General features: G+C 40.7%; 26 protein-coding genes. 12 read left to right on the top strand and 14 right to left on the bottom strand.

What is annotated here, in order from left to right:
- Window positions 1-401 precede the first annotated feature (401 nt).
- Window positions 402-980, top strand: coding sequence for a type 1 glutamine amidotransferase domain-containing protein (locus MTN96_RS12285; protein WP_004586797.1), 579 nt, complete (start codon window positions 402-404; stop codon window positions 978-980).
- Window positions 981-1,043: 63 nt separating this feature from the next.
- On the opposite strand, the gene trpA is transcribed toward MTN96_RS12285, so the two are convergent.
- Genes trpA through MTN96_RS12315 form a run of 6 tightly spaced genes read right to left on the bottom strand, consistent with a single transcriptional unit; the run spans window position 1,044 to window position 7,632 of the window.
- A complete protein-coding gene (trpA, locus tag MTN96_RS12290) occupies window positions 1,044-1,865 on the bottom strand; it encodes a tryptophan synthase subunit alpha (protein ID WP_004586796.1) in 822 nt (273 codons plus the stop codon).
- Entirely contained in the window at window positions 1,862-3,046 is a 1,185-nt protein-coding gene (gene trpB / locus MTN96_RS12295; RefSeq protein WP_248531767.1) for a tryptophan synthase subunit beta, read from the bottom strand. The genes trpA and trpB overlap by 4 nt, the downstream gene beginning before the upstream one ends.
- 7 nt (window positions 3,047-3,053) lie before the next feature.
- Window positions 3,054-4,418 (bottom strand): bifunctional indole-3-glycerol-phosphate synthase TrpC/phosphoribosylanthranilate isomerase TrpF, encoded by a 1,365-nt coding sequence (trpCF, locus tag MTN96_RS12300; protein WP_248531777.1) that lies wholly within the window; start codon window positions 4,416-4,418, stop codon window positions 3,054-3,056.
- Window positions 4,411-5,448 carry an anthranilate phosphoribosyltransferase gene (gene trpD, locus MTN96_RS12305; RefSeq protein WP_248531779.1) on the bottom strand — a complete coding sequence of 346 codons (1,038 nt, stop codon included), beginning with the start codon at window positions 5,446-5,448 and terminating at the stop codon, window positions 4,411-4,413. Before trpD ends, trpCF begins: the two co-directional genes overlap by 8 nt.
- Before the next feature lie 11 nt (window positions 5,449-5,459).
- On the bottom strand, window positions 5,460-6,062 hold the full coding sequence (locus MTN96_RS12310) for an aminodeoxychorismate/anthranilate synthase component II (RefSeq protein WP_248531786.1): 603 nt from the start codon (window positions 6,060-6,062) through the stop codon (window positions 5,460-5,462).
- A 1-nt stretch (window position 6,063) separates the two neighbouring features.
- Window positions 6,064-7,632 (bottom strand): anthranilate synthase component 1, encoded by a 1,569-nt coding sequence (locus tag MTN96_RS12315; protein ID WP_055255700.1) that lies wholly within the window; start codon window positions 7,630-7,632, stop codon window positions 6,064-6,066.
- 449 nt (window positions 7,633-8,081) lie between these two features.
- Here MTN96_RS12315 and MTN96_RS12320 point away from each other — a divergent pair, with 449 nt between their 5' ends.
- From MTN96_RS12320 to MTN96_RS12340, 5 genes are all read left to right on the top strand, one after another.
- On the top strand, window positions 8,082-8,936 hold the full coding sequence (locus MTN96_RS12320) for a PHP domain-containing protein (RefSeq protein WP_004586790.1): 855 nt from the start codon (window positions 8,082-8,084) through the stop codon (window positions 8,934-8,936).
- Window positions 8,933-9,553: an L-threonylcarbamoyladenylate synthase gene (locus MTN96_RS12325; protein WP_004586789.1), complete on the top strand. Its 621-nt coding sequence runs from the start codon at window positions 8,933-8,935 to the stop codon at window positions 9,551-9,553. Before MTN96_RS12320 ends, MTN96_RS12325 begins: the two co-directional genes overlap by 4 nt.
- A 5-nt stretch (window positions 9,554-9,558) precedes the next feature.
- Window positions 9,559-10,398: a ScpA family protein gene (locus MTN96_RS12330; protein ID WP_248531794.1), complete on the top strand. Its 840-nt coding sequence runs from the start codon at window positions 9,559-9,561 to the stop codon at window positions 10,396-10,398.
- A gap of 118 nt (window positions 10,399-10,516) precedes the next feature.
- Window positions 10,517-11,065, top strand: coding sequence for a cytochrome b (locus MTN96_RS12335; protein WP_121637583.1), 549 nt, complete (start codon window positions 10,517-10,519; stop codon window positions 11,063-11,065).
- Window position 11,066: 1 nt separating this feature from the next.
- The gene (locus MTN96_RS12340; protein WP_248531796.1) at window positions 11,067-11,642 is read left to right on the top strand and encodes a YceI family protein; all 576 of its coding nucleotides are present in this window, start codon (window positions 11,067-11,069) and stop codon (window positions 11,640-11,642) included.
- Between the two features lie 29 nt (window positions 11,643-11,671).
- On the opposite strand, the gene MTN96_RS12345 is transcribed toward MTN96_RS12340, so the two are convergent.
- Together MTN96_RS12345 and MTN96_RS12350 are read right to left on the bottom strand one after the other, a co-directional pair.
- Window positions 11,672-12,532 (bottom strand): transporter substrate-binding domain-containing protein, encoded by an 861-nt coding sequence (locus MTN96_RS12345; protein ID WP_029772692.1) that lies wholly within the window; start codon window positions 12,530-12,532, stop codon window positions 11,672-11,674.
- A 131-nt stretch (window positions 12,533-12,663) separates the two neighbouring features.
- Complete coding sequence (locus MTN96_RS12350) at window positions 12,664-12,831, bottom strand: hypothetical protein (RefSeq protein WP_024033460.1); 168 nt, start codon at window positions 12,829-12,831, stop codon at window positions 12,664-12,666.
- A 370-nt stretch (window positions 12,832-13,201) separates the two neighbouring features.
- Between MTN96_RS12350 and MTN96_RS12355 the strand changes: the two genes are divergently transcribed.
- The gene (locus tag MTN96_RS12355) at window positions 13,202-13,747 is read left to right on the top strand and encodes a dienelactone hydrolase family protein (protein WP_248531798.1); all 546 of its coding nucleotides are present in this window, start codon (window positions 13,202-13,204) and stop codon (window positions 13,745-13,747) included.
- On the opposite strand, the gene MTN96_RS12360 is transcribed toward MTN96_RS12355, so the two are convergent.
- Window positions 13,744-14,547 (bottom strand): hypothetical protein, encoded by an 804-nt coding sequence (locus MTN96_RS12360; protein WP_248531800.1) that lies wholly within the window; start codon window positions 14,545-14,547, stop codon window positions 13,744-13,746. The genes MTN96_RS12355 and MTN96_RS12360 overlap by 4 nt on opposite strands.
- A gap of 178 nt (window positions 14,548-14,725) precedes the next feature.
- On the opposite strand from MTN96_RS12360, the gene icd reads away from it, so the two are divergent.
- Window positions 14,726-15,976 (top strand): NADP-dependent isocitrate dehydrogenase, encoded by a 1,251-nt coding sequence (gene icd, locus MTN96_RS12365; RefSeq protein WP_248450877.1) that lies wholly within the window; start codon window positions 14,726-14,728, stop codon window positions 15,974-15,976.
- A 12-nt stretch (window positions 15,977-15,988) separates the two neighbouring features.
- Here the strand turns inward: icd and MTN96_RS12370 are convergent, their stop codons facing one another.
- The 3 genes from MTN96_RS12370 to MTN96_RS12380 form a co-directional block, all read right to left on the bottom strand.
- Complete coding sequence (locus MTN96_RS12370) at window positions 15,989-16,420, bottom strand: hypothetical protein (protein WP_004586781.1); 432 nt, start codon at window positions 16,418-16,420, stop codon at window positions 15,989-15,991.
- A 375-nt stretch (window positions 16,421-16,795) separates the two neighbouring features.
- The gene (locus tag MTN96_RS12375) at window positions 16,796-17,125 is read right to left on the bottom strand and encodes a hypothetical protein (RefSeq protein ID WP_248531802.1); all 330 of its coding nucleotides are present in this window, start codon (window positions 17,123-17,125) and stop codon (window positions 16,796-16,798) included.
- A gap of 335 nt (window positions 17,126-17,460) precedes the next feature.
- Window positions 17,461-18,408, bottom strand: a complete 948-nt coding sequence (locus MTN96_RS12380; protein ID WP_055255714.1) for a LysR family transcriptional regulator — start codon at window positions 18,406-18,408, stop codon at window positions 17,461-17,463.
- Between the two features lie 117 nt (window positions 18,409-18,525).
- Between MTN96_RS12380 and aceK the strand changes: the two genes are divergently transcribed.
- The 4 genes from aceK to lepB all read left to right on the top strand — a co-directional run bounded on the left by aceK (window position 18,526) and on the right by lepB (window position 22,776).
- The gene (gene aceK / locus MTN96_RS12385; RefSeq protein ID WP_248531804.1) at window positions 18,526-20,301 is read left to right on the top strand and encodes a bifunctional isocitrate dehydrogenase kinase/phosphatase; all 1,776 of its coding nucleotides are present in this window, start codon (window positions 18,526-18,528) and stop codon (window positions 20,299-20,301) included.
- A 365-nt stretch (window positions 20,302-20,666) separates the two neighbouring features.
- Window positions 20,667-21,629, top strand: coding sequence for a zinc-binding dehydrogenase (locus MTN96_RS12390; protein WP_248531806.1), 963 nt, complete (start codon window positions 20,667-20,669; stop codon window positions 21,627-21,629).
- Between the two features lie 103 nt (window positions 21,630-21,732).
- Entirely contained in the window at window positions 21,733-21,987 is a 255-nt protein-coding gene (locus tag MTN96_RS12395) for a DUF2999 family protein (RefSeq protein ID WP_004586776.1), read from the top strand.
- 138 nt (window positions 21,988-22,125) lie between these two features.
- A complete protein-coding gene (gene lepB / locus MTN96_RS12400) occupies window positions 22,126-22,776 on the top strand; it encodes a signal peptidase I (protein ID WP_248531808.1) in 651 nt (216 codons plus the stop codon).
- 32 nt (window positions 22,777-22,808) lie between these two features.
- Here lepB and MTN96_RS12405 read toward each other — a convergent pair whose 3' ends face one another.
- Together MTN96_RS12405 and cobA are read right to left on the bottom strand one after the other, a co-directional pair.
- Complete coding sequence (locus tag MTN96_RS12405) at window positions 22,809-24,062, bottom strand: nitrate regulatory protein (protein ID WP_121638210.1); 1,254 nt, start codon at window positions 24,060-24,062, stop codon at window positions 22,809-22,811.
- A 270-nt stretch (window positions 24,063-24,332) separates the two neighbouring features.
- Window positions 24,333-25,199: a uroporphyrinogen-III C-methyltransferase gene (gene cobA / locus MTN96_RS12410; RefSeq protein ID WP_096041573.1), complete on the bottom strand. Its 867-nt coding sequence runs from the start codon at window positions 25,197-25,199 to the stop codon at window positions 24,333-24,335.
- Between the last annotated feature and the right edge of the window lie 4 nt (window positions 25,200-25,203).

The following is a 25,203-nucleotide window of genomic DNA, read 5'->3' on the forward strand; positions in this document are numbered from 1 at the left end:
ATAGCAACTTGCATTGACCGGTACCAGTGACCAGTACCAGCGACTAGTTCCTGCAATCAATACTTGCTAATAGCCCGGTTACCTTTTTAGGTTTAGTTAGCGCTATTAATCATAACATTACAGTTCGGCGCACCCCGCTAATAGGGTGCGTCTACAAAATAAATACCCAGCTTTTAGTTAATGCCTAACTACTTCATCTTATAAGCAAAGCTTGTGTGCTGGTTTTTAATACGCACTTTTAAATTAAGCTATGTAGATTGTTCAAACCCTCTAAATGATTTACATAGCTTTGACAGCTTGAATTTATATTATCCATTATTTTCAATAGGTTAAATTTGGCATCGGTTATGCTTTTAATAGGGTGATTGAAACATTTTATTAAACGCAATAAGGAGATCTCTATGTCTACATTACAAACAAGCACTCGTTTACAAGGCAAAAAAATTGCTATTTTAGCCACCGATGGCTTTGAGCAAAGTGAGCTATTATCTCCACGTGATGCTTTACTTAATGCCGGCGCCGATATCGATATTGTGTCGGTAAAAGAGGGTGAAATCACCGGCTGGGATGAAGATAAATGGGGCGACAAAGTAAGCGTAGATAAACTTGTTACAAATGCCAGTGCCAGCGATTACGATGCGCTCATGCTGCCAGGTGGCTTATTTAACCCAGATACGTTACGCCAAGATAAGCACGCAAAAGCGTTTATAGACGGTTTTTTTGGCGCTGAGAAAAACAAACCCGTTGCAGCTATTTGCCATGCTCCTTGGCTACTTGCCGAAATTAATAAATTACGCGACCGTACCGTTACATCATTCCCAAGCATTAAAAGTGATTTAATCAATGCTGGTGCAAACTGGGTTGATGAAGAGGTGAGTGTAGACCAAGGTTTAGTAACAAGCCGCAGCCCTGCAGATTTAGAAGCATTTAATGCAAAATTTATTGAAGAAATTTTAGAAGGTAAGCATCAAGCTCACTAAGTGTAGAGCTTAATAAAAAAGGGCATTTAAAATGCCCTTTTTTAATGCGTAAATTTTAAGCTTTTACAGTGCGGTGGCCGCTTTCATATCAGCTACAAACGCTTTTAACTGCGTTGTCATCGCGTCTAAATCATTAAGGTTGGCTTCAATAATTTTAACAACGGCTGAGCCTGAAATAGCACCAGCTGCACCGGCATTTAGAGCGGCTTTTACATCATCGGGCGTAGAAATACCAAAGCCTAATAAAGCAGGGGCTGCATGGTATTCTTTTAGCTTAGTTACTATGTTACCCGCTGGCATTTGCGCTTTAGTATCGGTGCCGGTAACACCCGCACGCGATAATAAATACGTGTAGCCACGGCCGTAAGATGCACATTGGCGCAGAGTATCGTCATCGGCATTGGGTGTGGCAATAAATATTGGGTCTACACCGTTTGCCATGGCTGCTTTTCTAAACATTTTAGACTCATGCAGTGGTACATCAGCAACTAAAATAGAGTCTACGCCCGCCGCTTTAGCATCTTTATAAAATGTTTCTAAACCGCGTTTAAACACAAGGTTAGAATACAATAATAAGCCAATTGGAATATCTGCATTGTAATCGCGTATTTCTTTAATAATATCAAAGCAATCTTGCGTGTTAATGTTTACATCGAGAGCACGAATATTCGCCGCTTGAATAACGGGGCCATCGGCGATTGGGTCCGAAAATGGAATACCTAGCTCCAGTGCATCCGCGCCACCATCAATTAAGCTTTTAATAATGGCAATACTTTGCTCTTTACCTGGGTCGCCAATGGTAACAAATGGTACAAATGCACCTTGTTTTTGCTCATTAAGTGCAGCAAAGGTTTTACCGTAACGATCTGTATTTAACTGGCTCATAGTTGACCTCCTTGTGATAAAACGCTGTGTACGTGGGTTAAATCTTTATCGCCACGGCCACTTAAGTTAACCACTAAAATGCTTTCTTCTGTTTGCTCTTCGGCGTATTTAAGCGCATAAGCAAGGGCATGGCTTGATTCAAGAGCTGGAATAATCCCTTCGTTTTTAGCAAGTGCTTGGAACGCGTCAAGGGCTTCTGTATCGGTAATACCCACATATTGAGCACGGCCTGTTTCGTGTAAAAACGCGTGCTGTGGTCCAACTGCTGGGTAATCAAGGCCGGCAGATACTGAGTATGACTCTTCAATTTGGCCATCGTCATTTTGCATAATGTACGTATAGGTACCGTGCAATATACCTTTTGTACCTTTACAAATTGTAGCGCCGTGCTCCTGGGTATCTAGGCCTTTACCTGCAGGCTCTACACCAATAAGTTTTACACTTGGCTCGTCAATAAAGTCAGTAAACATACCAATGGCATTAGAGCCACCGCCAACACAGGCTAGTACGGCATCCGGTAAGCGTCCTTCTGCTTTTAACACTTGTTGTTTAGCTTCTTCACCAATGATTTTTTGATACTCTCGTACAATTGTTGGGAATGGATGAGGACCCGCAGCGGTACCAAGTAAGTAGTGAGCGTCTTGGTAGTTTGCAGACCAGTCGCGTAGCGCTTCGTTTACCGCATCTTTTAATGTGCCAGAGCCGGCGGTTACCGGAATAACTTCTGCGCCCATTAATTTCATTCTAAATACATTAGGCTGTTGGCGCTCAACGTCTTTAGCACCCATATAAATTCGGCATTTTAAGTCAAGTAATGCACAGGCTAGGGCTGTTGCCACGCCGTGTTGGCCCGCTCCAGTTTCGGCAATAACTTCTTTTTTACCCATACGTTTAGTTAGCAACGCTTGACCAAGTACTTGGTTGGTTTTGTGTGCGCCACCGTGCAGTAAATCTTCACGTTTTAGGTAAAGTTTTACTTTAGGGTTTTTAATTAAATTACGCGTTAATGTAAGCGGCGTAGGGCGACCGGCATACTCGTTTAATAATTTTGTAAACTCAGCCTGAAATTCAGGGTCTTTTTGTGCTTTGTTAAATTCGTTCTCTAACTGCTTAAGCGCAGGGACAAGTAGCTCAGGTACAAACATACCGCCAAACTCGCCAAAATAAGCTGGATTTTGCATTATAACCTCAATAATTTCTGATGCTTGTAAAAGCATTTTGTAATTTGATAGGGCACTTTTTACCCGCAGATTCTTCAACGCCTGAATTTAAATCAAGGCCTAGGGCACCTTGAGAAAGCGCGTCTTTTATATTGTCTGGATTTAAGCCACCCGCTAGCATAAAGGGGGTTGTTGCGTCGCGCAGTACTGCCCAATCAAATGCTTTACCTGTACCACCGGCTTGTGTATCGCTGTGGGTATCATAAAGATGGCGGTCTACGCCCGTAGCTGGGGTTGGCAATGTATCTTTAATTGCCTGTGCTTTCCAAATTTCACAACCTTTAGGTAACTGTGTACGTAATGCGGCAATGTAATCGTCACTTTCTTGACCGTGTAATTGTACTGCGGCAAGTTTTAGTTCTTGCGCGTATTGTACCACTTGCTGCGGGTTTGCATTAACAAAAACACCGACAAATTTAAGTGGCGCACTTTGGCTCAGCTCAATCGCACAATCTAAATCAACATAACGAGGCGATTTAGGGTAAAAAATGAGTCCACCGTACACTGCGCCGTTGTTGTAAGCGGCCTGTACGTCTTGTGCTCGGGTTAAACCGCACACTTTGTTATCACCTAAAATCACTTTTTTGCAGGCTTGTTCTAAATCGCGCTCAGCCATTAAAGAACTGCCAATTAAAAAGCCATCACATAATGGCGCTAGGCGTTTAACATCTTGATGAGTGTAAATACCTGACTCTGAGATAACCACTTTATCTTGTGGGATGAGTTTACGTAGCTTTTCGGTGGTTGCTAAATCAGTGCTTAAATCGCGAAGGTCACGGTTATTAATACCAATAATTTGCGCATCAAGTGCAAGGGCACGGTGCACTTCTTCTTCGTTACTTACTTCGGTTAATACCGACATGTTAAGCGAGTCGGCAACTGCATGTAGCGCTTTATATTGTTCATCATCAAGCACTGAAAGCATTAGTAATATAGCATCGCCGCCATAAATACGTGCCATGTAAACTTGGTACTCATCAATAAAAAAGTCTTTACAAATAAGTGGTTGCTCTACTTGGCTACGTACAAACTCTAAATAATCAAAACTACCTTGAAAGTATTTAGTATCTGTAAGTACGCTCATGCAGCTAGCATATTTTTTATAAACAGAGGTGATCTCGGTTAAATCAAACGGCTCTCTTATTAGTCCTTTTGAAGGAGATGCTTTTTTACATTCTAAAATAAACTGCGTACCCGGCTTTGCTAACGCTTTATAAAAGCTGCGGCTAGTTGGCACTGCTAAGTGTTTAAAGCTCTCTAGTGGGCGCGCGGCTTTACGCTCTATTAGCTCTTGTTTTTTATCAGCAACAATTTTGTCTAATACATTAGCCATGACTTACCTCAATAATTGCATTTAATGTGTTCATTGCTTTGCCTGAACTTAGTAATGTTTGTACCTGTTGTGCGCCTTCTTTTAATGACTGTACTTTACCGCTTAGGTATAAAAGTGCAGCCACATTGACCACGATTGCAGCATTGTGCGCATCACTGCCTTTACCTTGTAAAATAGCAAGGCTCGCATTTGCGTTGTATTGTGGGCCTTCACCGGCTAGTTGTTCAAGTGAATAGTTTGCAAGGTCAAAGTCGCTTGGGTTTAATGTGTACTGCGTTATTTCGCCATTGTTTAGCTCAACTACGTTAGTTGGGCCGTGCAGGGCTATTTCGTCAGTGCCAGAACCATGCACTATCATCGCGTGCTTAGTGCCTAATGTTTTAAGGGTTTGCGCCATTGGCATACATAAAGACTCATCGTAAACACCCAGTAATTGCACGTGTGGTGCAGCAGGGTTAGCAAGCGGGCCTAAAATATTAAAAATGGTACGTGTTTTAAGCGCAGTACGTACGCCCATCGCGTGGCGTACACCACTGTGATAATGCGGTGCAAACAAAAAGGTAAAATGGGTTTGCTCAAGGCAATGTGCAGCCTGTGCTGGGCTCATATCAATATTAATGCCCAGTGCTTTTAATAAATCAGCAGAGCCCGAATTACTCGATACACTGCGATTACCATGTTTTACCATATTAATACCCGCGGCAGCTGCAACAATAGCCGCGGTAGTACTAATATTAATCGTGTTTGAGCCATCGCCCCCGGTGCCGCAGCTATCGGCAAGTTGCGTGCTAGCGGTTGTAAAGGCAACGGCGTTTTCTCGCATTGACGCTGCAGCGCCGGCAATTTCATCGCTTACTTCGCCTTTTATTTTAAGGCTGATTAGCAATGCAGTGAGCTCTATTTCGCTCATGTTACCTTGCATTATTTGGTTAAATAATGCGTTTGATTGGGCATAGTTTAACGACTTGCCTTGAATAAGTTGCTCAATAGCGTATTGAACATTTATGGTCTCTTGTGCTTGGGTACTCATAATGTCCTCTATTAGTTGGTGCGCGTTAAGTACGCAACACTTTGTTGAAGTAGCATTGCACCATTTGGCGTAAGTATTGACTCAGGATGAAATTGATAACCTAACGCTTTATCGTCGCGGTGATATATGGCCATAGGAATATCGTCAAATTGTGCAATTACCTCAATATTTTCAGGTACCTTGGTTGCCATTAATGAATGGTAACGTGCTACGGGCATGGTGTTGCCCATTCCTTCAAACACCGGATGCGGGTTTAAATTAATGATTGATGACTTACCATGTACGGTTTCGCCCGCGTGGCCGATTACTCCGCCATAACTTTGTGTAAGTGCTTGTTGCCCCAGGCAAATGCCCAGCATAGGGAAGTGGCCTTTAGCCAGTTCGATTAATTCCATTAAGCAACCAGCATCACTGGGGGCACCAGGTCCTGGCGAAAGCACTAATAATACTTGCCCAGGCTCTTGGCGCATTTTATTAAAAATAACCTCTGCGCTTATGTTATTTCTGTATACCACAAGCTCACAGCCCAGCATGGTTAGTTCATCAACAAGGTTGTAGCTAAACGAATCAAAGTTATCTAAAAAGTATATTTTCATTGGGTTTGCTGTGCTCATTTTATACCGCCTCATAAGTCGATTTTATGGCGGTGATCACCGCTTGGGCTTTAGCGCGGGTTTCGTTAGCTTCGGCTTGCGGATCAGAATCGTAAACGACACCGGCACCTGCTTGCACATACGCGGTATTATTTTTAACAAATGCTGAGCGAATAACAATGCAGCTATCCATTGCACCATCGCCTGTTAAATAGCCTACTGCGCCACCGTAGCTGCCACGGCGTTTGCCTTCGGTTTGGCGTACAAGTTCGGCGGCACGTACTTTAGGAGCGCCTACTAGCGTGCCCATGTTCATACACGCTTGGTAAGCGTGCAGTGCATCAAGCTCAGGCTTTAATGTGCCCACCACGCGAGAAACCAAGTGCATTACTTGCGAGTAGCGGTCTACTTTTAATAGCTCTTTTGCATGGCGCGTGCCGGCTACACTAATGCGTGCCACATCGTTACGAGCTAAATCAACCAGCATTAAATGCTCTGCACGCTCTTTTTGATCGTTTCTTAGTTCAAGCTCTATACGGCTGTCTAAATCTGGGTTGATTGTGCCATTGGCAAATTTTCCACGAGGGCGAGTACCGGCAATAGGGTAAACTTCAACTTGTTTGCTTTGCACTTCGTATTTAAGAGCAGACTCAGGTGAGGCGCCAAATAAAGCAAATTCTTCATCGCGCATATAAAACATATAAGGGCTTGGGTTTTGCTTTTTAAGCTGGCTATATGCGTGCAACGAATCAGGGCAGGGCAGTGAAAACGTACGCGAAGGCACAACCTGAAAAATATCACCATCAACGATGTTCTTTTTAAGCTTAACCACTTGCTCGCAGTAAGTTTCATCGCTTATATCAACACTTACATCGCAGGTGCCTGTTTGCATAGGCGCACTAAACTCTTCTGCTTTATCGCATAGGGCATTTAATCGTTCTAGCTCTTTACCTACCTCAAAACAATTAGCGTGTACGTCTGGGCCATTAAACACATTACCAATAAGCTCGGTGGTTTGTTTTTGATGGTCGATAACCACTAAGGTTTCGGCTAAGTAAAATACGTAGTCTGGGCAGGTGTTTTCGCCATCGGGTACGTCGCTTAGCTGCTCAAAATTAGCCACCATGTCGTAGGCAAATACACCGCCTAAAAATACCGAAAACGGGTTTTCGGTGGTGCTTTTGATACTGTTTATACAGGTGCGTAGTGCGCTAAATGCATTATCGGCAACCAGTTTACTTGCCTCGTCAATGTCATTAGAGCCGCCTTTATAAACAAGGGTTAGGCTTGTGTCGGTTAAGGTTGCATCGCAGCTTTGTACATTGGCTCTTAAATACGGCAGTAACTGTTTACCGTTATTAGATTGAGCACTTACCGTGACGGTTTTACCTTGGCAAACAATGCGCAGTGCACAGTCAACTAAAATTAAGCTTTTAACACTGTCTTTAGAATCAATTTCGGCTGATTCAAGCAGTAGCGAATTAGGCTTATCAAGTGCTGCATAAAGTGCAAGTGGGCTACTAATGTAGTCGCGCACTTGCGTTATGCTAGTAACTTCGCCTGGTGTGGTAGTTATATGACTAAAAATCAAACCTCATTCCCTCAAAAAATAAAACCCCGCAATGCTTTTGCAATGCGGGGTTTGAATAACGATATCTAAATTACAAACAGATCATTACCGTCCCGCTATATCAGGCGCCACCACCAACGATGTGTAAGAGTAAGACCGTTATTCATGTTTTTTTGCCTCAAAATAAAAAATTAAATACGTAAAATTTAGTTATAAAAAAACCCGCATAGTTGCGGGTTTTGAATATTTGCTAGACACGACAATTCATCACCCAAAAATTATGAGTGCCACCACCAAATAGTGTGTTGGATTGAATTGATCATTTTTATTAATTCTTAATGTGTCTTAAAGTGGCTACAGTAAAACGTATTTAGCGCTTTTGTGTCAAGTGTTTATTTAAAACAATTTAGTCAAAAAAGTTGTTATACTTATATAAACATCTATTACCCTTAAATTTAAGCAGTTTTCTTTTGATAAAATACGATTTACACAGCCATACAACGCATTCAGACGGACATTTAACAGTTGAGCAATTATTAAACCGCGCCGTAGAAAAAAACATTGATGTGTTTGCGATAACCGATCACGACACTGTGGCTGCTATTACGCCGGCAAAAGCGTTTATCGAAACAGAAAACCTACCGCTTAAGCTTATATCTGGCGTAGAAATTTCTACCAAGTGGGAAAGCTTTGAAATACATATTGTTGGGCTAAATATTGATATAAACAACAATGCCCTTACATCATTGCTATCGGCGCAGCAGCAAAAGCGTGATGAACGCGCTATTGAAATAGGCAAAAGGCTGGCAAAAAACGGTTTTGATGGCATTTACGAGCAAGCTAAGGCGCTGGCAGAAAACGCCCAAATTACCCGTGCACATTTTGCGCGTGCATTGATTGAAAGAGGCGTTGCTAAAAATTTTCCTGGGGTATTTAAAAAATACTTAGGGCGCAGCAAAACAGGTTATGTTCCTAGCAATTGGTGTGATATGCAAACAGCCATTAGCGCCATTCATGCTGCGGGCGGGGTTGCAGTACTTGCACACCCAGGGCGTTATCAAATGTCTAATAAATGGTTACGTAAGTTGCTTGTGCAATACAAAAGCGACGGGGGCGATGCCATGGAAGTTGCGCAGCCGCAACAAGCGCCCACTGAACGCCAATTTTTAGGGCAATTGAGCCAAGAGTACGGTTTACTGTGCTCGCAAGGTTCTGACTTTCATTTTCCAACTAGTTATTTAGAGCTAGGTAAAAACTTATACTTACCCAAAGACTGCCAAGGGGTTTGGCAAGTGTGGGAAGGGCAAGAAGGAGCATTATCATGAGTCAATTAATTCATATTCACCCAGCAAACCCACAGCCACGACTTATTAGCCAAGCGGTTGATATTATTAAACAGGGCGGGGTTGTTGTATACCCAACAGATTCGGGCTACGCAATAGGGTGTAACCTCGGTAATAAGCAAGCAAAAGAGCGCATTGAGCGTATTCGTGGAATAGAAAAACACCATAACTTTACGCTGGTATGTCGTGATTTATCTGAGCTGGCAACTTATGCCCGTGTAGATAACCAAATGTTTAGGCTTATTAAAAATAATACGCCAGGGCCATACACCTTTATTTTTAAAGGCACAAAAGAGGTGCCAAAGCGGTTATTAAACGATAAGAAAAAAACCATTGGTATGCGCGTTATAGAGCATCCAATTGCATGTGCATTACTTGCAGAGCTTGGGGAACCGTTAATGTCGTGTTCGTTAATTTTACCTGGAGAAGAGTTTACAGAATCAGATCCAGATGAAATTTTAACGCGTTTAGATAAACACGTAGATTTAATTATTGACGGCGGACACCTTGCAGAGCAAGCAACCACGGTTATTGACCTATCAGAAGATGATATTCACATTTTGCGTGTAGGGTGTGGCGATACCAGCCCGTTTGAGTAACCTTGGTGAGTGATTCAACACAGGGCGAAAAAAATACTCAAAGTGAGCCAGTGCAGCAAAAGCTGCCACTGGCTTTTTTGCATGGCAAAGCCGTTGTAGATAAACCTGAAGATTTATACATTCCGCCCGATGCACTTGAAATTATTTTGGAAACCTTTGAAGGCCCGCTTGATTTACTGCTGTATTTAATAAAAAAGCACAAGTTAGATGTGCTCGAACTCTCTATTTTTAGCATTACTGAGCAATATGTCAGTTATGTAGAAATGATGAGTGAGTTTCAGTTAGAGCTTGCCGGTGAGTACTTAGTAATGGCAGCGTTATTGGCACAAATAAAATCGCGTCTGTTATTGCCTGTGCACGAGGAGCTCGAAGAAGAGGAAGACCCCCGCGCAGAACTGATCAAGCGTTTACAAGAATACGAGCAGTTTAAAAAAGCAGCCGAAAATATAGATGCCATCCCCCGTGTAGGCCGTGATATTTTTGTCGCACATGCAACTATGCCGGTTATTGAAAATACCGCTCAAAACCTGCCAGAGCTTGAGTTAAAAGATTTAATGTTAGCTCTGAGCGACGTGATGGCGCGCGCCAAAACATTTGAGCATCACCAAGTGACCGCAGAAATCCTCTCTACCCGTGAGCGGATGAGCCAAATTTTAGCCCAGCTGAGTAACGCAAAAAAAGCGCTGCCGTTTAACGATTTATTCACCCTTAGTGAAGGGCGAAGCGGTGTAGTGGTTAGCTTTATTGCTATGCTTGAGCTTATAAAAGAAGGCTTAATTAGCTGTTTGCAAGTCTCACCTGATAGCCTAATTTACATAAACCTTACTGACACACCAAATAGTTAATTAGTAAAACTGTAGCTCAAGTTGTATGTGCGTATATGCACAGATGCTGTTTGTATACGCTATTTTAGTTTTTCTTCACCCTCTATATTCTTAAATTATTGAATTTAGAGGAACCCACATGTTTAAAAATACGCCCACATCTTATGGCCTTATTGCCATTACTTTACACTGGTTGATGGCTTTTACCGTGTTTGGTTTATTTGGCTTGGGCTTATACATGGTTGAGCTAACCTATTACGACAGCTGGTATAAAGGCTCACTGGATTTACATAAAAGTATAGGTATAACGCTCGCCGCAGTGCTTATTTTTAGAATTTTGTGGCGTGTATTCAGCCCCATACCTCGCCCCCTTAGTCAAAATAAAACAGTAAACCACATTGCACATACCGCGCATATTGTTATGTACCTAATTTTAGCAGTCATTGTAGTGGAGGGTTATTTGATTTCTACCGCTGATGGCAGAGCAATCGCCGTTTTTTCGATATTTAATGTACCAGCTCTGGATTATAACTTTGATGGACAAGCCGATATTGCCGGAAAAATTCATTACTACGGTGCGTGTACATTAATTGGCTTGGCTGTTTTGCATGCACTGGGGGCATTAAAGCACCACTTTATTGATAAAGATAAAACCTTAACGAGAATGATCAAACCAAAGGAATACTAACATGAAAAAACGACTAGTAAGTGCAGCTCTATCGGGTGTAATGATGTTATCGGCTACTGCAAATGCAGCAGATTATGTAATTGATACGCAAGGGGCGCATGCATTTGTTACCTTTAAAATTAAGCATTTAGGCTACAGCTGGCTGCACGGGCGATTTAACCGTTTTGATGGCAGCTTCAGTTTCGACGCTAAAGCGCAAACAGGGTCTAATATTTTAGTAAATATAGATACTGCAAGTTTAGACTCTAACCATGCTGAGCGTGATAAACACTTACGCGGTAAAGACTTTTTAAATGTAGATAAATACCCAACAGCAACATTTAAAAGCACCAATGTGAAATTTACCGATGATGATACAGCCACAGTAACGGGTGACTTTACTTTACATGGCGTAACTAAACGCATTACGTTTAAAATGGATAAAGTAGGTGAAGGGCAAGACCCTTGGGGTGGCTACCGTGCTGGTTTTGAGGGCGAAACCAGTTTAAAACTGTCCGATTACGGCATTGATTATAATTTAGGCCCGGCGTCTACCCATGTTGATATTGGGCTGTCTATTGAAGGTGTACGCAAATAATAAAGCGTAGATTAAATTAAAACGCCACTTTAGTTAGTGGCGTTTTTGTTTTTTGTAGCGTGAATTCTTGATTCTAATAAGGGTTTTAAATGTGGGGGCAACCAGCGTAACATTACTTGGTGGTATTGCTCGGTTTGCTTAATTTTTTTTAATTGCTCATCTAATAGTTGAATATTTTTAGCACCTTGCTCATTTTTAGTGCAGCCAATGTAGCCATAACTTAGCGGTGGCGCTTCAACAATCGCTCGCTGAGTTAGGTTTTCTTCAAAGTACATCGATTTAGCTAAGTAATGGTGCTCACTTGGGTAACCTAATAAAATATCTAAGCGCTTTAAATTAAGCATATAGGTAAGGCTGGCTAAACTATTTCGCGTTGGGCGAATAACAATATCAACATCGGGGGTGTTATTTATTACACTGTCGAGTTGCTCGCCGTATGAGCGGTTCATAGATACACCTAACGTGAGCTTTTTTTCTGCTAGTAAATCCTGCAACGACACTGGCTCTGAGTTAGGCACTTCTAGTGAATGCGCCAAACCTTTATGCATAGCAATGGAAGGTGAAAGGCCCGTGGTTGAGCTTTGCTCGCTAAAGTGAATAAACTTTTCTCTAAATGCATTTTTATAAAGTGATAGGGCACAATGTGTGGCTGATTTATTGGCTAGTTCTTGCGTTACTTTGCCAGAGGGGATAACAAGGCGATTAAACGTGATGTGCTCAAGTTGTTGCTCGAGTAAGGTTATAACGCTTTCATCACGCCCCTGGTGTTGGTATTTTCCATTTAAAATGTAATAGGGTGCAAAGTCGTGCGTTAGCCAGTTAATCGTGTGGGCGTAACTGACTGAAGAAATGCTTAAATATAAGGTGATACACAAAAATGCACGGAGCATTACTACAACTACCTAAAACAATGAAAGTATCGCTATTGTAGTCAATTAAGAGCAACAAAGTAAAATGCCAGCTACAAAGCTGGCACATTTTATTAACATTAACTGCTTAATCAGTTAATTGCTCGCAATGTTTAGTTGGCTTTTAACCATTTTACAAATTCGCGCGCTTCGCTTGCTTTTTGAAACATTGCGTTTTTCAAACCTTGTGTATCACTAAAAATAACACGTTGTTTGTTTACAGAAATTGATTGCACCGGATGGGCAATTTGGATCATAGAACCATTGTATTTATAAGACATAATAAAACTCACTTTATTCTTGTTATTTACTCTGCGCTATTTTTTATAGCCAAATGCAGTTAATAAATTAACGATGTTGTGTTTAGCTTCATTACAGTGTTGACGATCTTTATGACACTTTTGCGATGATATTAAAAAAATCATCAAGGTATTAATAGGGGTTCTCGCCGTACAATAACTTAGCTTTAAAATATACGTTTTGCGGGGCTTACTGGATCAGGGTAAAAAGGTTAACCGCGGTGGTTTTTTAAGACCAGAGAAGAAAGGTAACCTAAATAAAAAATGTGTGCAAGCTATTTATTTAAAAATTATTTATACTTAATTTTATCAACTGCTTAAACGCATGGATTCTAACCTTAAAAGGGTAAGTATGAATTACATAATAGTCAGCGATATTTATGGTTTAACAGCACCTTTAGTGAGGTTGTTAGATATTATGCAAGCGAATACAGAGGTTATAGACCCCTATAAAGGAGAACTGCAACCCCTTGATAGTGAAAAGTATTATTATAATAAATTTATAAATGACTGTGGCCATGACAATTACGTAGCTAAGCTCTTAAATGTATTTAATAACCTTACAGAGCCAACAGCTTGTATAGGGTTTAGTGCAGGCGCAAGTGCCGCGTGGCGCGCGCAGTTATTAACAGGCAATCCACACCTAAAAAAGCTGATTGGCTTTTACCCTTCACAAATTAGAAATCATTTAGATATTGCGGCAAAAGTACCTTGTACGTTTATTTTTCCACATACCGAAATGCATTTTAATGTAGATGAAGTGATAAGTACTTTAGATAGTAAAAGCCAAGTTACGTGTAACAAAACACCGTTTTTACATGGTTTTATGAATACTTACTCTACTAATTACAATGTAAAAGCATATGATGAGTATTGCGCACTTATTAAAAGCACTTAAAGTGTATTTAACTGCGTTTTAGTAATAACAGGAAAGTCGGTACGCGTATTATATTGCGCGTACAAGGTAGTAAAAATACTACTGCGTGAGAGCTTATCTAGCTCTTTTATGAGCGTTTTAGCACTTGTGCGCGCAGCTCTGCAGCATATTTGGTATTGTTTTATTATAGCGGCAACGCTTTTACCTTGTTTTTGAAGGGCTAAATCGGCTTCTACAAAAAATGCTGCCCCTGTCCAATAAACCCGCTGTTGTGCACGTTGCTTCCACATATCACTTGAAAGTTTATTAAGTGGCTGTTGCTTTGTTTTAGTTTGTAAGCGTGCTCGCTCAAACCCTGCGTTTAGGCGCTGAACAAATTGCGCTTGGCTAATGACACCGCTGTTGCGCATTATTACGTTTTGCATGTAACTGGCAAACCCCTCGCTTAACCAAAAGCCAGAGTAAGGCAGTAGTGGTAAATATAAATGTGAAAGCTCATGGTAAAGCGTCCAATCTTTTGTAAATGCATTTAAACTTGCGTAGCGGTCAATATGCAGCTCTAATCCATCGGGATTATTTCGTTTTACGCTAGCCCATGGCACGGGTTCAAAAGCAAAGTATTGTGGCTTTAAATAAATAGGGAGGGTACTTTGTTGCAATGGGCCTAAGGTATTTTGTGTTTTTTTAAGGCTTTGATTTACCCAAGTAGCTACCGTTTTTTGACCCTTAGCAGTCAGTGCGTCTAAATTATGAATAACCACATCAACAGCTGAGGCTTTTAAAGAGCACATTAATAGCAATAACAGCCAAAATAACTTCATTTATACCTCCTAAATACGCGCTTATTACGCGCTTAATACTAGACCCACTATTTACGTAATTAAGCACATGTTATTCGTTATTTTTTTAACTAATATCAATTATAAAAAGCAAATTGCATACATGCTCAATCAAGCATGATTTAATCAGGTAACACTATTTTTAGTATAGGTATTAACCATGGCTTATCAGCATATTAAAATCCCTGAGCACGGACAAAATATTACTATTGATGCTAAAGGCCAATGGCATGTGCCTGTAAACCCTATTATTGCTTATATTAATGGTGACGGGGTTGGGCAAGAGGTCACACCGGCCATGCAGCATGTGGTGAATAATGCCATTACACACTGTTATGCAAAGGAGCGAAAAATTCACTGGATGCAAGTATATAACGGCGAGCAAGCAGCAAAGTTATATGATGGCGATTGGTTCCCAGAGGAGACGATTAACGCAGTACGTGCGTGCAAAATAGCAATTAAAGGGCCGCTAACTACACCTCTTGGCGGCGGTTTTCGCTCATTAAATGTGGCGCTAAGGCACGAAATGGATTTATTTGTAAATATGCGCACTGTTAAAGGGTTAAGTGCGTTGCCATCGCCGTTAAAAAATCCATTTTTAACTAATATAACAGTGCTGCGTGATAGCAGCGAAGATGTATATTCAGGAATAGAGTGGCAAGCGGGCAGCGTAGAGAGCGAGAAAATGCTCGACTTTTTATGTGAAGAAATGGGAGTAACGCGCCTAAGGTTTTCTCAAGAGTGTGGCATAGGTATAAAAAATATATCTAAAGAAGGCTCCGAGCGCCTAGTACGCTATGCAATTAATTACGCCCTTAAAAATAACAGCGAATCGTTAACGCTTGTGCATAAAGGAAATGTACTTAAATTTACCGATGGTGCCTTTAAACGTTGGGGGTTTGCCTTAGCCCAAAATGAGTTTAACGCTACCCCACACGAAAACGGACGCTGGCTTGAAATACCACGCGCTAATAAATCGCCTTTGATTATTAAAGAAGTGATAGCCGATAACATGCTGCAACAATGTTTAATGAACCCAGAGCAATTTGATGTGGTAGCAACCACAAACCAAAATGGCGATTTTTTAGCAGATATGCTCAGCGCACAAGTTGGCGGAGTGGGCATTATGCCGGCTGCTAATTTAAATAACGATGTGGCATTTTTTGAACCAACCCATGGTACGTTTGAGAGAATAGCAGGGCAAAACAAAGCAAATCCAAGTAGCAGTATTTTAAGTGCCGTTTTAATGCTTAAGTTTATGGGCTGGGATGAGGCAGCAACGCTGATTGAACAAGCGCTCGAACAAGCACTCAAAAGCAGTAATGTAACCTTTGATTTAGCGCAAAATATTAATAACTCGACAACCCTAAGCTGCAGTGATTTTGCACAAAAGGTTATCGAGTATTTTTAAGCAACTCCATTACTAGGCCGCTGTGGCTGTTTTTGCCTTGTGTACACATGGGCGATTAGTAAGCTGTGCAGCGCGGTGGTAAATATCGTGTGCATTAGGTTCATCGCACTGAGTACCGCTAAGCGTATCCATTAATGCAACTACAATAATAGCCGGAACTTGGCAGCAGTATTCATCAAGTACTGCCTCGGTTGTTTGTGCATCTACATGGCAAAGCGGGTGGTTTTTACGCTGATACGCATGCAGTAGCGTATCTACTTCTAAAATGTCATCTGGTTGGTGCTTTGTTTTACGGCACTTACAACCAAACTCATCAACCAAGGTAGCAAGTGCTTGGTATGTCTCAGCTGCATTGGTTTTAGTGCATAACTGTTGGGTAATAAACTGATGTAAATTAGCGTCAATAAATAACCCGTCTTGTTGTGTGAAGCTTGATGTTGTCATAATCATTACTCTTAGTTTGTTGGCTTAACTTCACTTTAGCGCTAAGTGTATTATTAATGAAATTGTTGTTTTCAATAACTGACATTGATTTTATCAATAGTAAATGACAACAAACCAAAAACCACTTAGCATGCTTAATTAAAGTGGTGCAAATACCTATAAAAATGCACAAAACTGGGACACACTAGATAATAATTAAAAGCATAATTTAATTAGATGTTTGATTTTAAGTGTTTTTTATTTTTTTGGTGGGTTGGCATCAAGGTTGCTAAATAAAGGGTAGGGTTCACTCCTATTTCTACGATTTCAAAAGTGCCATGGTATTTTCCCAAAGTTGAATACCATGGCGCTTTTTTATTCTGAGCTTATATATTATTAGGCACTTTTGTATTTAAACTCGAACGAAACTATTGCGGCCAATACTCCGGCTGTCGCTAATATTGCAGCGCTAAATAGCATCTCCCATAATAATTTTTTCATCAATAGTGCCTGATGAATATTTTTAAATATCACGGCCCAAGTTTGTTCAAAGTTATATAAATTAACAATTTCATGCACTTCGTATACAAAAGTACCTAACCCATTCAAAAAGTATATAAGTGCTATATAAACTAAAAGTCGTGCAGTAAATAAGAGAGTTTTTAAATTATCAGTTTTCAGTTGAGAGAATGGAACAAAGCTAATTTTGGTGGCTCTGCTCATCATAAGCGAACACCTTAAATATAAGTATTGATACATAAAACTCCCTTTTATATATGTAGTAAACTCTGCTTAATGAGTACTTAAGCTTATTTATTTTGACTAAGTAAAGTGTAACCTAGTACCTATTTTGGTTCAAATCTTTGAAAGGTACTATATTAAAGAGTACAAGCAGTAATTTTTTAGCTAGAGTTTTCAGTTTTCGTAAGACGGCTTTAGCATTAATTTATTCTATCCATTAAGCAAGTAAGTAGCTAAATCACTGTGTGAGTCAGCGCGTTGTAAAAATTGCGGGTTAGGGCTCTTGAGCTCTGAACACAAGTATTGAGATTTTATATTTATTACCTATCAGCAATTGTTTTAGCAAACTCAAGCAACTCACGACGTAACCACTGGTGTGCGGGAGCATGGTGAAGTAGTGGGCTCCATATCATTTTTACCTCAATAGGGACTATTTGAAACGGTACTGGGCTAATGACTAAATCGGTATGCGTGGTTAATAATTTAGCCTGCCTGCGCGGTAAAGTAGCAATAAGTTGCTCTGATTGGCATAGCAAACTTGCAATCATGTAGTGGCGTGTAAACACCCGTATTTTACGCGTTTGTTCTAGCTGCCAAAGTGCTTCATCTACCCAACCTAGTTTTTGCTTGCCAGACTTGTTGGTAACGGCGGCTTCTGGCCCCCAGCCTGCACGGTTTACCCAAACATGTTCTTTTTGCAGATAATCTTCAAGGCTTGAATGCTGTAAAAAGGTATTTTTAGGGTGGGTTAAACAGCAGTAATTATCGCGCCAAACACTGGCCTGATGAAACGAGCGAGGCAAGCCATTAAAACGGTTTATGGCTAAATCAATAGTGCCTTTTTCCATATCTTGTAGGTTTACATCGCTTGGACTCAGTACATCAAAATTAACCCCTGGGTTTTTAGTTAACTGCTCAGTAATAAAGGGGGCAATTAAGGTGGACTCCATGTAGTCGTTTGCCATTATTCTAAAAGTCACCTCTGCCGTTGCTGGGTTAAATTGCTCACTGGGCTGAGTAATCGCCTCTGCCATTTTTAAAAGAGACTCTATTTCAGGCTTTAAGCTAAGTGCTTTGCTGGTGGGGGTCATAGAGCCTGCGGCACGCACAAGTAATGGGTCGTCAAATAAATCACGTAATCGTTTAAGTGCGTTACTCATGGCAGGTTGTGTCAGTGCGAGTTTATTAGCTGCTTTTGAAACACTTTTTTCATCAATGAGCACATTTAAGTACACTAATAAGTTGAGATCGACGTTACGTATATTCATATGATCAATTTTATTTATATGCTTTATTAATTACCTAAATTAAAGCCTGCTTGCTAAGGTGTAAACAATTAATAAAAAATAACCGCTATAAGTGGTAAAAATAAAAGTGTTGTAACCATGTCAAAATCGTTAACTAATCAAACCAATAATGCGCTACAGCAAGTTATTGCTACTAAGTTGGCCCGCGCTGTTTTTGCAGGCTTTGAAGCAATGTTTGCGCAGTTTTTAAATATTACGCTAGGTGCGCAAAGCCGGTTTGAACAACAAAAATATCACGATGTGCAAACTACCATGCGCGAACGCTTACAAGTGTACGAACGTGAAGTAAAAAATGTCAGTGAAGTTGTGAGAGTTATTGCTTACGCTGAACTGTCTTGCCCGCAAACATGGCAGCTAGCTAAAAATATATACGGCGATATGGTGCAAAATCATGAAAACAAACCCATAGCACATACCTTTTTTAATTCTACCTTTGGTGCAATTTGGGACGATAAAAAAATTCGTACCGTACATTTGTTTGTATTAAAAGCAAAATACAGAAGCGAGCCGCGTTCGTATGAAAATTTAGTAAGGCGAATATCGTTTAAAGATGGGTTTAACCATGCTGTAAAAACGCTCATTACCCGCCAAGCTTTTAGAGTACCTTTTAGTCATTTAGACGCCGATTTAAACGCATTGCAAACAACTTTAATGGCCGGTGCAAAGCAGCAATGTAAACAAGTGTATGAGCTTATAAATTTAAACGACGGGTTTATAGAATACGCAAATTCATTATTTTTTAGAAACAAAGCCTGCTACTTAATAGGGCGCTGTATTGCTAAAAATGGCGATAATATGCCTTTTGCTATCGCCATATTAAATACTAATAAAGGGTTAAAGCTTGATGCCGTAATGATGGGCGCCGATCAGTTAAGTTTACTGTTTGGTTTTGCTCGTACCTATTTTATGGTTGATACCGACCAACCCGCACGTTATGTAGATTACTTAAGCGTGCTGATGCCACATAAAAAACGCTTTGAGTTATTTAACGCCATTGGCTTTATTAAGCACGCTAAAACAGAGTTTTATCGTTACAAAGTTGATACCACTAAAAATAGCCCTACTAATTTTAAATACGTGACAGCACCAGGTACTCCCGGCATGGTTATGCTGGTATTTACCATTGAAGGGCTAGACTACGTTTATAAAGTAATAAAAGATAAATTTAGTGCACCAAAAACAGCCACCAAAGCGCAAGTAAAAGCCAAGTACAACTTTGTAAAGCAAGCCGACCGAGTAGGGCGCTTAGTAGATACACACGAATTTAGGTATTTAGCGTTCGACCTCAGCCGCTTTAGCGACGAGTTACTTAAGCAAATGAAGGCACAAATTGGCAGCAGCATGGTTATATCGGGTAAGGCGCTTATTTTAAAGCATGTGTATGTTGAGCGAAAAATGACGCCGCTTAATTTATACATTAATCACTGCTCTAACAAAGAATTACAACAGGTTATGACCGATTACGGTAAAGCGATTAAAGACTTAGCCGGCGCAAATATATTCCCAGGCGATATGCTAATGAAAAACTTTGGCGTAACCCGTTGGGGGCGCGTTGTTTTTTACGACTTTGATGAAATTTGCCCATTGACTGATTGCCACTTTAGAGATGTACCTAGCGCACAAAACGACCTAGAGGAGCTAAGCGCCAACAGTTATTTTGATATAGCAGAAAACGATATTTTCCCCAGTCAGTTTAAGGTGTTTTTTAGCGCAAACGAAACGGCATTTAACTATTTTAACTGCGAACATAACGATCTGTTTTTAGCTGATTTTTGGCAAGCTTGCCAACAACAAATTAAATCAGGCTTTTTACCTGACGTATACCCGTATAAACAAAGCTGGCGGTTTAAATAAAAATAACTAACCCCATGTCTAGCTAGGGCCTGTTTATCTTTAGAGGTTAAATTTGCAGCCGTCTGTTTGGTAATTAGGCAAGGCAGAGCCTATGTAGTGTGGTTGTTCCCCATAAATAGGCGATAACGTAGCATAAATGCTAAACAGGCGCTGCCCGAAGGGTTTCTGCCTAGGGGCCATTTACTCTTTGTTGCCTACATGGATGTAGGTAAGGGGCGTGAGCAGGACGCGGAAGCTTTGCTCGGTTTTTACTTAGCCCACTAGGTTACAAACCTCGCGCCGCGATTAAATGGTCCCTAGATTGAACAAATTTTAATCCTGAAAGGTTAACAGGCCCTAATTAAAAGGCTAAATACGGAGCATTAATGAAATATATTTCTCATGAGGGTGGCACCCTTGCATTTAGTGAAACCGATAAACCGGTTTTAAAAAGCCACGAAGTGCTAGTAAAAGTGTCTGCTATAGGTGTAAATCGCGCTGATTGCATGCAGCGCCAAGGTAAATACCCTGCGCCAGCTGGGGATAGCCCCATTTTAGGTTTAGAGTGCGCAGGCACAGTGGTTGAGCTTGGTTTTGATGTTGATAAAAGCTGGCTTAATAAACGTATTTTTAGCTTGTGCGCAGGCGGGGCTTACAGCGAATACGTTGCCATAGATGCTAAACAATTAATGGTATTGCCAGATGATTTAACCATGGTTGAAGGTGCAGCTATTAGCGAAGTGTACCTAACAGCATTTGGTGCGCTTTTTGAACTTGGTAAATTACAACAAGGTCAAACAGCGCTTATTCATGCAGGGGCAAGTGGTGTAGGCGGTGCGGCTATTCAAATGGCTAAAAGTGCAGGTGCAACGGTGGTTATTACTGCCGGCTCAGATGAAAAATGCAAGCATGCAAAAGCCCTTGGCGCCGATCATGCCATTAACTACAAAACAACTGATTTTGTAGAATATATGCAAGCAAATGAGCTTTTAGCAAATGCAATTGTAGATCCTGTATCGGGCAGTTATTTAAATAAAAATGCGGCTATTGCTGCCATGGATTGCCAAATTATTATGCTCGCTTTTTTAGATGGGCGTTTTGCTGAGGTTGATTTTGCAGCGCTACTACGCAAACGTATTTCGTTTCATGCATCAACACTTAGAAACCGTAGCATTGAGTTTAAACGCCAATTACGCGATGACTTAGTTGCGCGTTTTTACAATGATATTGCTACTAAAAAGTACGACTTTAACGTGTATAAAACACTACCGTGGAGCGATGCTAACGAAGCGCATGCTATTTTAGAGCGTAATGAAAATGCCGGTAAAGTGGTATTACTTGTAGAATAACCACCCGATGTAACACTGAGGCGTGTGTTGGCGTTGTTAATGCATGGCTCAGCTAATATAATTTAGTAAATATAAAATACGTACAAAACACACAAGGTTAAAAATGAATCCAATACTAGCAATACTTAAAGAGCACAATGTAAGCGACGAAAAAGTAAAAGCATTGTTCGAGGCCTTTACACAAAACCCAATGATGGCAATGGCATTAGTACAAGAGCTTGGTATTCCGCCTGAAAAACTACAGCAGTTAATGGCCGTGGTGATGACTCAGCCGCACTTAATTAAAGAAGCCACCGACGAACTCGGCCTAGACTTTGAAAAAGTAAAAGAAGCGAAAGACAAGCTAAACCAGCAATAAGCTTCACAAATTACTCCTTACCAAGGCATAAGCCTTGGTAATTCTACCTAAAATCACCACACTTTTTGTTACATTATTCATTGAACTGCTTGGTATTAAGCTAGTCATACTATTACTTATGATAGGTAGGGACTAGGTATGAAGCCACTTTATAAATTTTGGAAAAATAACCGTTCGTTAATTTTATTTATTGCGCTGATGAGCGTGTTTAGAAGCGCAGTTGCCGATTGGTATGAAGTACCTACAGGCTCGATGAAACCCACCATTTTAGAAGGCGACAGAATATTAACCGATAAAATGGCTTATGATATACGCATCCCTTTTACGCATATTCCTTTAGTTAAATTAGCCGACCCACAAACAGGCGATATTATTGTATTTGACTCACAAGCTGCTGATAACCGGTTAATTAAACGCGTAATTGGTGTGCCAGGCGATACGGTAGCGCTTTATAACAACGAGCTAGAAATTAATGGCGTTAAACTTAAATACAATAACTTGCAAAGCAATATTGACTCTTTAGATAAAATAGAAAATTTAAATGGCCACAAACACACGATTCGTGTTGCGCATACGCCTTCGCAGCTATCGGGTTTTAATAAAATAACTATTCCTGAAGATTATTATTTAGCAATGGGTGATAACCGCGACCACAGTGCTGACTCGCGTGTTATTGGTTTAATCCCCCGCAGCGAACTACTTGGCAAAGCAGAGCGTATTATTGTGTCGCTTGATTACGACGATTATTACTTGCCTCGTAAAAACCGCTTTTTAAAACCCTTACTTTAAGGCGGTTTTGGGCGCTAACCATACGCCCGATTTTAATCGCTTAGCTCTACAATTTTTTGCGCAATATTATAAAGCGAGCAGTGCGAGTCCATTGCTTGCTTTTGCAACTTTTTATGAGCTTGCTCTTCGCTAAGGCTTAGCTGCTCTATTAAAATATACTTTGCCTGATGTATTATTTTTTGTTCTGTTATTACCCGTTTAGCATCAACTAAAGCCTGATTTATTTGCTTAATATGTTGGCTTTGCTCCATGATTAGGTCGTACATGCTTTTATTACTATTGAGTTTATTAGCAGCGGTATTTTGGGGGGTATTTTGTTTAAACGCGAGTTGCCCGTCGGTCATTGGCATGTATTGTTCTTCAAGGCTGCTTATAACTTGTTTATTTGAATTTAAAGTGCGCTGAGCCTGAGCAATTTGCATTGCTGCAGAGTCAATAAGGTAGTCGCTGAGGTTTTGCTCAATTTTGTGCATAATATCGATACGCGTTGTTGTTACCTCGTACCACACCTCACTAAGCTGAGAAAGCGGCTGCGCATTTTCGTCATCTAAATTTTGTAAAAGCCCGCGTAGCTGATCCACTTGCTTATTTACGGGGTGATCAGTTAACGAGCGATAGCATTTTAATACGTGTTCGTCGGCGTATTCGTTAAAAAACGTAAAGCTGTGGTGCTGTTGTTGAACAAAATGAGCAAGCTGTTGTTTTTGCTCCATGGTAAACTTACTTGATGCAAACGCTTGCGCGCCACAGGCACGTTCTTGTCCGGCGTATTCTTTACCTTGCATAAAATTAAAATATGCCACTAGCAATCGTGTAACGCGCGGGTCGCTGGCGCCATCGGCGGCTTCTAAAATTATATTTAGCAAACACGAAATAAGCTGCGTATACGATTGAGTTGCATGCACTGGGGTAATTTTTTGATTTGCTATTTGTTGTCGCAGCTCTGGCAGCGCCTCTAACGATTGCAAACTATGGGTAATTAAATTGTACAAACGGGTGTGGCCCGTGTCGGCGTTATCGGTAATAAAGGTCGTTTTAATTGAGTGGTAAAACTGCGTTTGTGTTTGCTCTGTTAAGCTAATTTGTTGTTTTAACTGCGAGGCAAAACGTTTGCGGTTAGAGGCTAAATAAATATTGCTCATGCCGCGCTCTTTTTGTAACTGATGTATAAAATCGCCCAGTTTAGTAAGCGATGCACAGCTTTTTTGAAGCTGCTTTAAGGCATGAATTTCTTGGTATTTTGCTGCTAATAAAAACTGTTTTGTGAGAGGATTGCTCGATAACATAGGACTTATTCCACACTTTTTTGTATATAAAGTGCAACCACTGTTCCAATCATTTAAAAATTTTTCGATTGAATTTAAAATTAAATTAAAACAGCCGCTTAAAGCCATACTTGTTATTTGTTCCCATTTTAACTTATCTGTCCTTATTACAGGAATAAACCTTTTTGGTGCAAAAATAGTTGTTTTTGCACTCGATTGCGCCCTTCATGAACGAGGGGAAAAAAAGTGTTTACTCTGTAAACTGCACAGAGCAAACACCAGAGGGGGAATTTATACGTTGCTACATTGCAGCAACGCTGGGCTGATAGCCATTTGATGATTTATTACCTCGCCAACCATAATTAGCGTAGGGCCCGTTAATGTGTGCTCCGCACTTTCGCTAATAATTTGCTCAAGCGTGCTGGTTATTATTTTTTGCTGGTTGGTGGTGGCATTTTCTATCAATGCGATAGGGGTTGTTTTAGGCCAGCCAACCGATTGCAAACCAGTACTTAATGCGTTTAAACGTCCTAATCCCATATAGACGACTAGCGTGGGGTTGTTAGAGCCTTGTACATAGGTGTAGTTGTGCCAATTAGGGAGTTTATTAGGATCGGCAAATTGCGCCGTTAAAAATGTAACACTTCGGGCCACATCGCGAGCAGTAAGCGGTATGCCGGTATAAGCCGAAGCTGCACACGCGGTGGTAACGCCTGGGACAATAGCAAAATTAATATTGTGCTCTGATAGGGCGTTGGCTTCTTCATTAATGCGCGCAAAAATACTCGGATCGCCACCTTTTAAACGAACAACTTTAAACCCTTGTTGTGCGTATTTTACTAATAAGGCACTAATGGCAGCTTGTGGCATAGAGTGCTTGCCTGCGCGTTTACCTACATACACTCGCTGCGCATGTTTAGGCAGTGTATTTAAAAGCGCTTCACTAACTAGGCTGTCGTACAATACTACTTCGGCTGCTGCAATCAGGCGCTGCGCTTTCACCGTTATAAGCTCAGCATCGCCCGGGCCTGCCCCTATTAAATACACGTGGCCGTTTTTTTGATGTTTAGCTTTGTGCTTTGCATCTTGAGTTAGCTTATTAATAAACTTGTTTAGCCATGGGCTTTCAATACCCGAAAAATACGAAAGAACACTCATTTTA

This window comes from Pseudoalteromonas sp. 2CM28B (assembly GCF_023161935.1).

Coding starts and splice junctions, on each gene's coding strand:
- MTN96_RS12285 (WP_004586797.1), top strand. CDS start 402: ATGTCTACATTACAAACAAGCACTCGTTTACAAGGCAAAAAAATTGCT.
- trpA (WP_004586796.1), bottom strand. CDS start 1,865: ATGAGCCAGTTAAATACAGATCGTTACGGTAAAACCTTTGCTGCACTT.
- trpB (WP_248531767.1), bottom strand. CDS start 3,046: ATGCAAAATCCAGCTTATTTTGGCGAGTTTGGCGGTATGTTTGTACCT.
- trpCF (WP_248531777.1), bottom strand. CDS start 4,418: ATGGCTAATGTATTAGACAAAATTGTTGCTGATAAAAAACAAGAGCTA.
- trpD (WP_248531779.1), bottom strand. CDS start 5,448: ATGAGTACCCAAGCACAAGAGACCATAAATGTTCAATACGCTATTGAG.
- MTN96_RS12310 (WP_248531786.1), bottom strand. CDS start 6,062: ATGAGCACAGCAAACCCAATGAAAATATACTTTTTAGATAACTTTGAT.
- MTN96_RS12325 (WP_004586789.1), top strand. CDS start 8,933: ATGAGTCAATTAATTCATATTCACCCAGCAAACCCACAGCCACGACTT.
- MTN96_RS12335 (WP_121637583.1), top strand. CDS start 10,517: ATGTTTAAAAATACGCCCACATCTTATGGCCTTATTGCCATTACTTTA.
- MTN96_RS12340 (WP_248531796.1), top strand. CDS start 11,067: ATGAAAAAACGACTAGTAAGTGCAGCTCTATCGGGTGTAATGATGTTA.
- MTN96_RS12345 (WP_029772692.1), bottom strand. CDS start 12,532: ATGCTCCGTGCATTTTTGTGTATCACCTTATATTTAAGCATTTCTTCA.
- MTN96_RS12350 (WP_024033460.1), bottom strand. CDS start 12,831: ATGTCTTATAAATACAATGGTTCTATGATCCAAATTGCCCATCCGGTG.
- MTN96_RS12355 (WP_248531798.1), top strand. CDS start 13,202: ATGAATTACATAATAGTCAGCGATATTTATGGTTTAACAGCACCTTTA.
- MTN96_RS12360 (WP_248531800.1), bottom strand. CDS start 14,547: ATGAAGTTATTTTGGCTGTTATTGCTATTAATGTGCTCTTTAAAAGCC.
- icd (WP_248450877.1), top strand. CDS start 14,726: ATGGCTTATCAGCATATTAAAATCCCTGAGCACGGACAAAATATTACT.
- MTN96_RS12370 (WP_004586781.1), bottom strand. CDS start 16,420: ATGACAACATCAAGCTTCACACAACAAGACGGGTTATTTATTGACGCT.
- MTN96_RS12375 (WP_248531802.1), bottom strand. CDS start 17,125: ATGATGAGCAGAGCCACCAAAATTAGCTTTGTTCCATTCTCTCAACTG.
- MTN96_RS12380 (WP_055255714.1), bottom strand. CDS start 18,408: ATGAATATACGTAACGTCGATCTCAACTTATTAGTGTACTTAAATGTG.
- aceK (WP_248531804.1), top strand. CDS start 18,526: ATGTCAAAATCGTTAACTAATCAAACCAATAATGCGCTACAGCAAGTT.
- MTN96_RS12390 (WP_248531806.1), top strand. CDS start 20,667: ATGAAATATATTTCTCATGAGGGTGGCACCCTTGCATTTAGTGAAACC.
- MTN96_RS12395 (WP_004586776.1), top strand. CDS start 21,733: ATGAATCCAATACTAGCAATACTTAAAGAGCACAATGTAAGCGACGAA.
- lepB (WP_248531808.1), top strand. CDS start 22,126: ATGAAGCCACTTTATAAATTTTGGAAAAATAACCGTTCGTTAATTTTA.
- MTN96_RS12405 (WP_121638210.1), bottom strand. CDS start 24,062: ATGTTATCGAGCAATCCTCTCACAAAACAGTTTTTATTAGCAGCAAAA.
- cobA (WP_096041573.1), bottom strand. CDS start 25,199: ATGAGTGTTCTTTCGTATTTTTCGGGTATTGAAAGCCCATGGCTAAAC.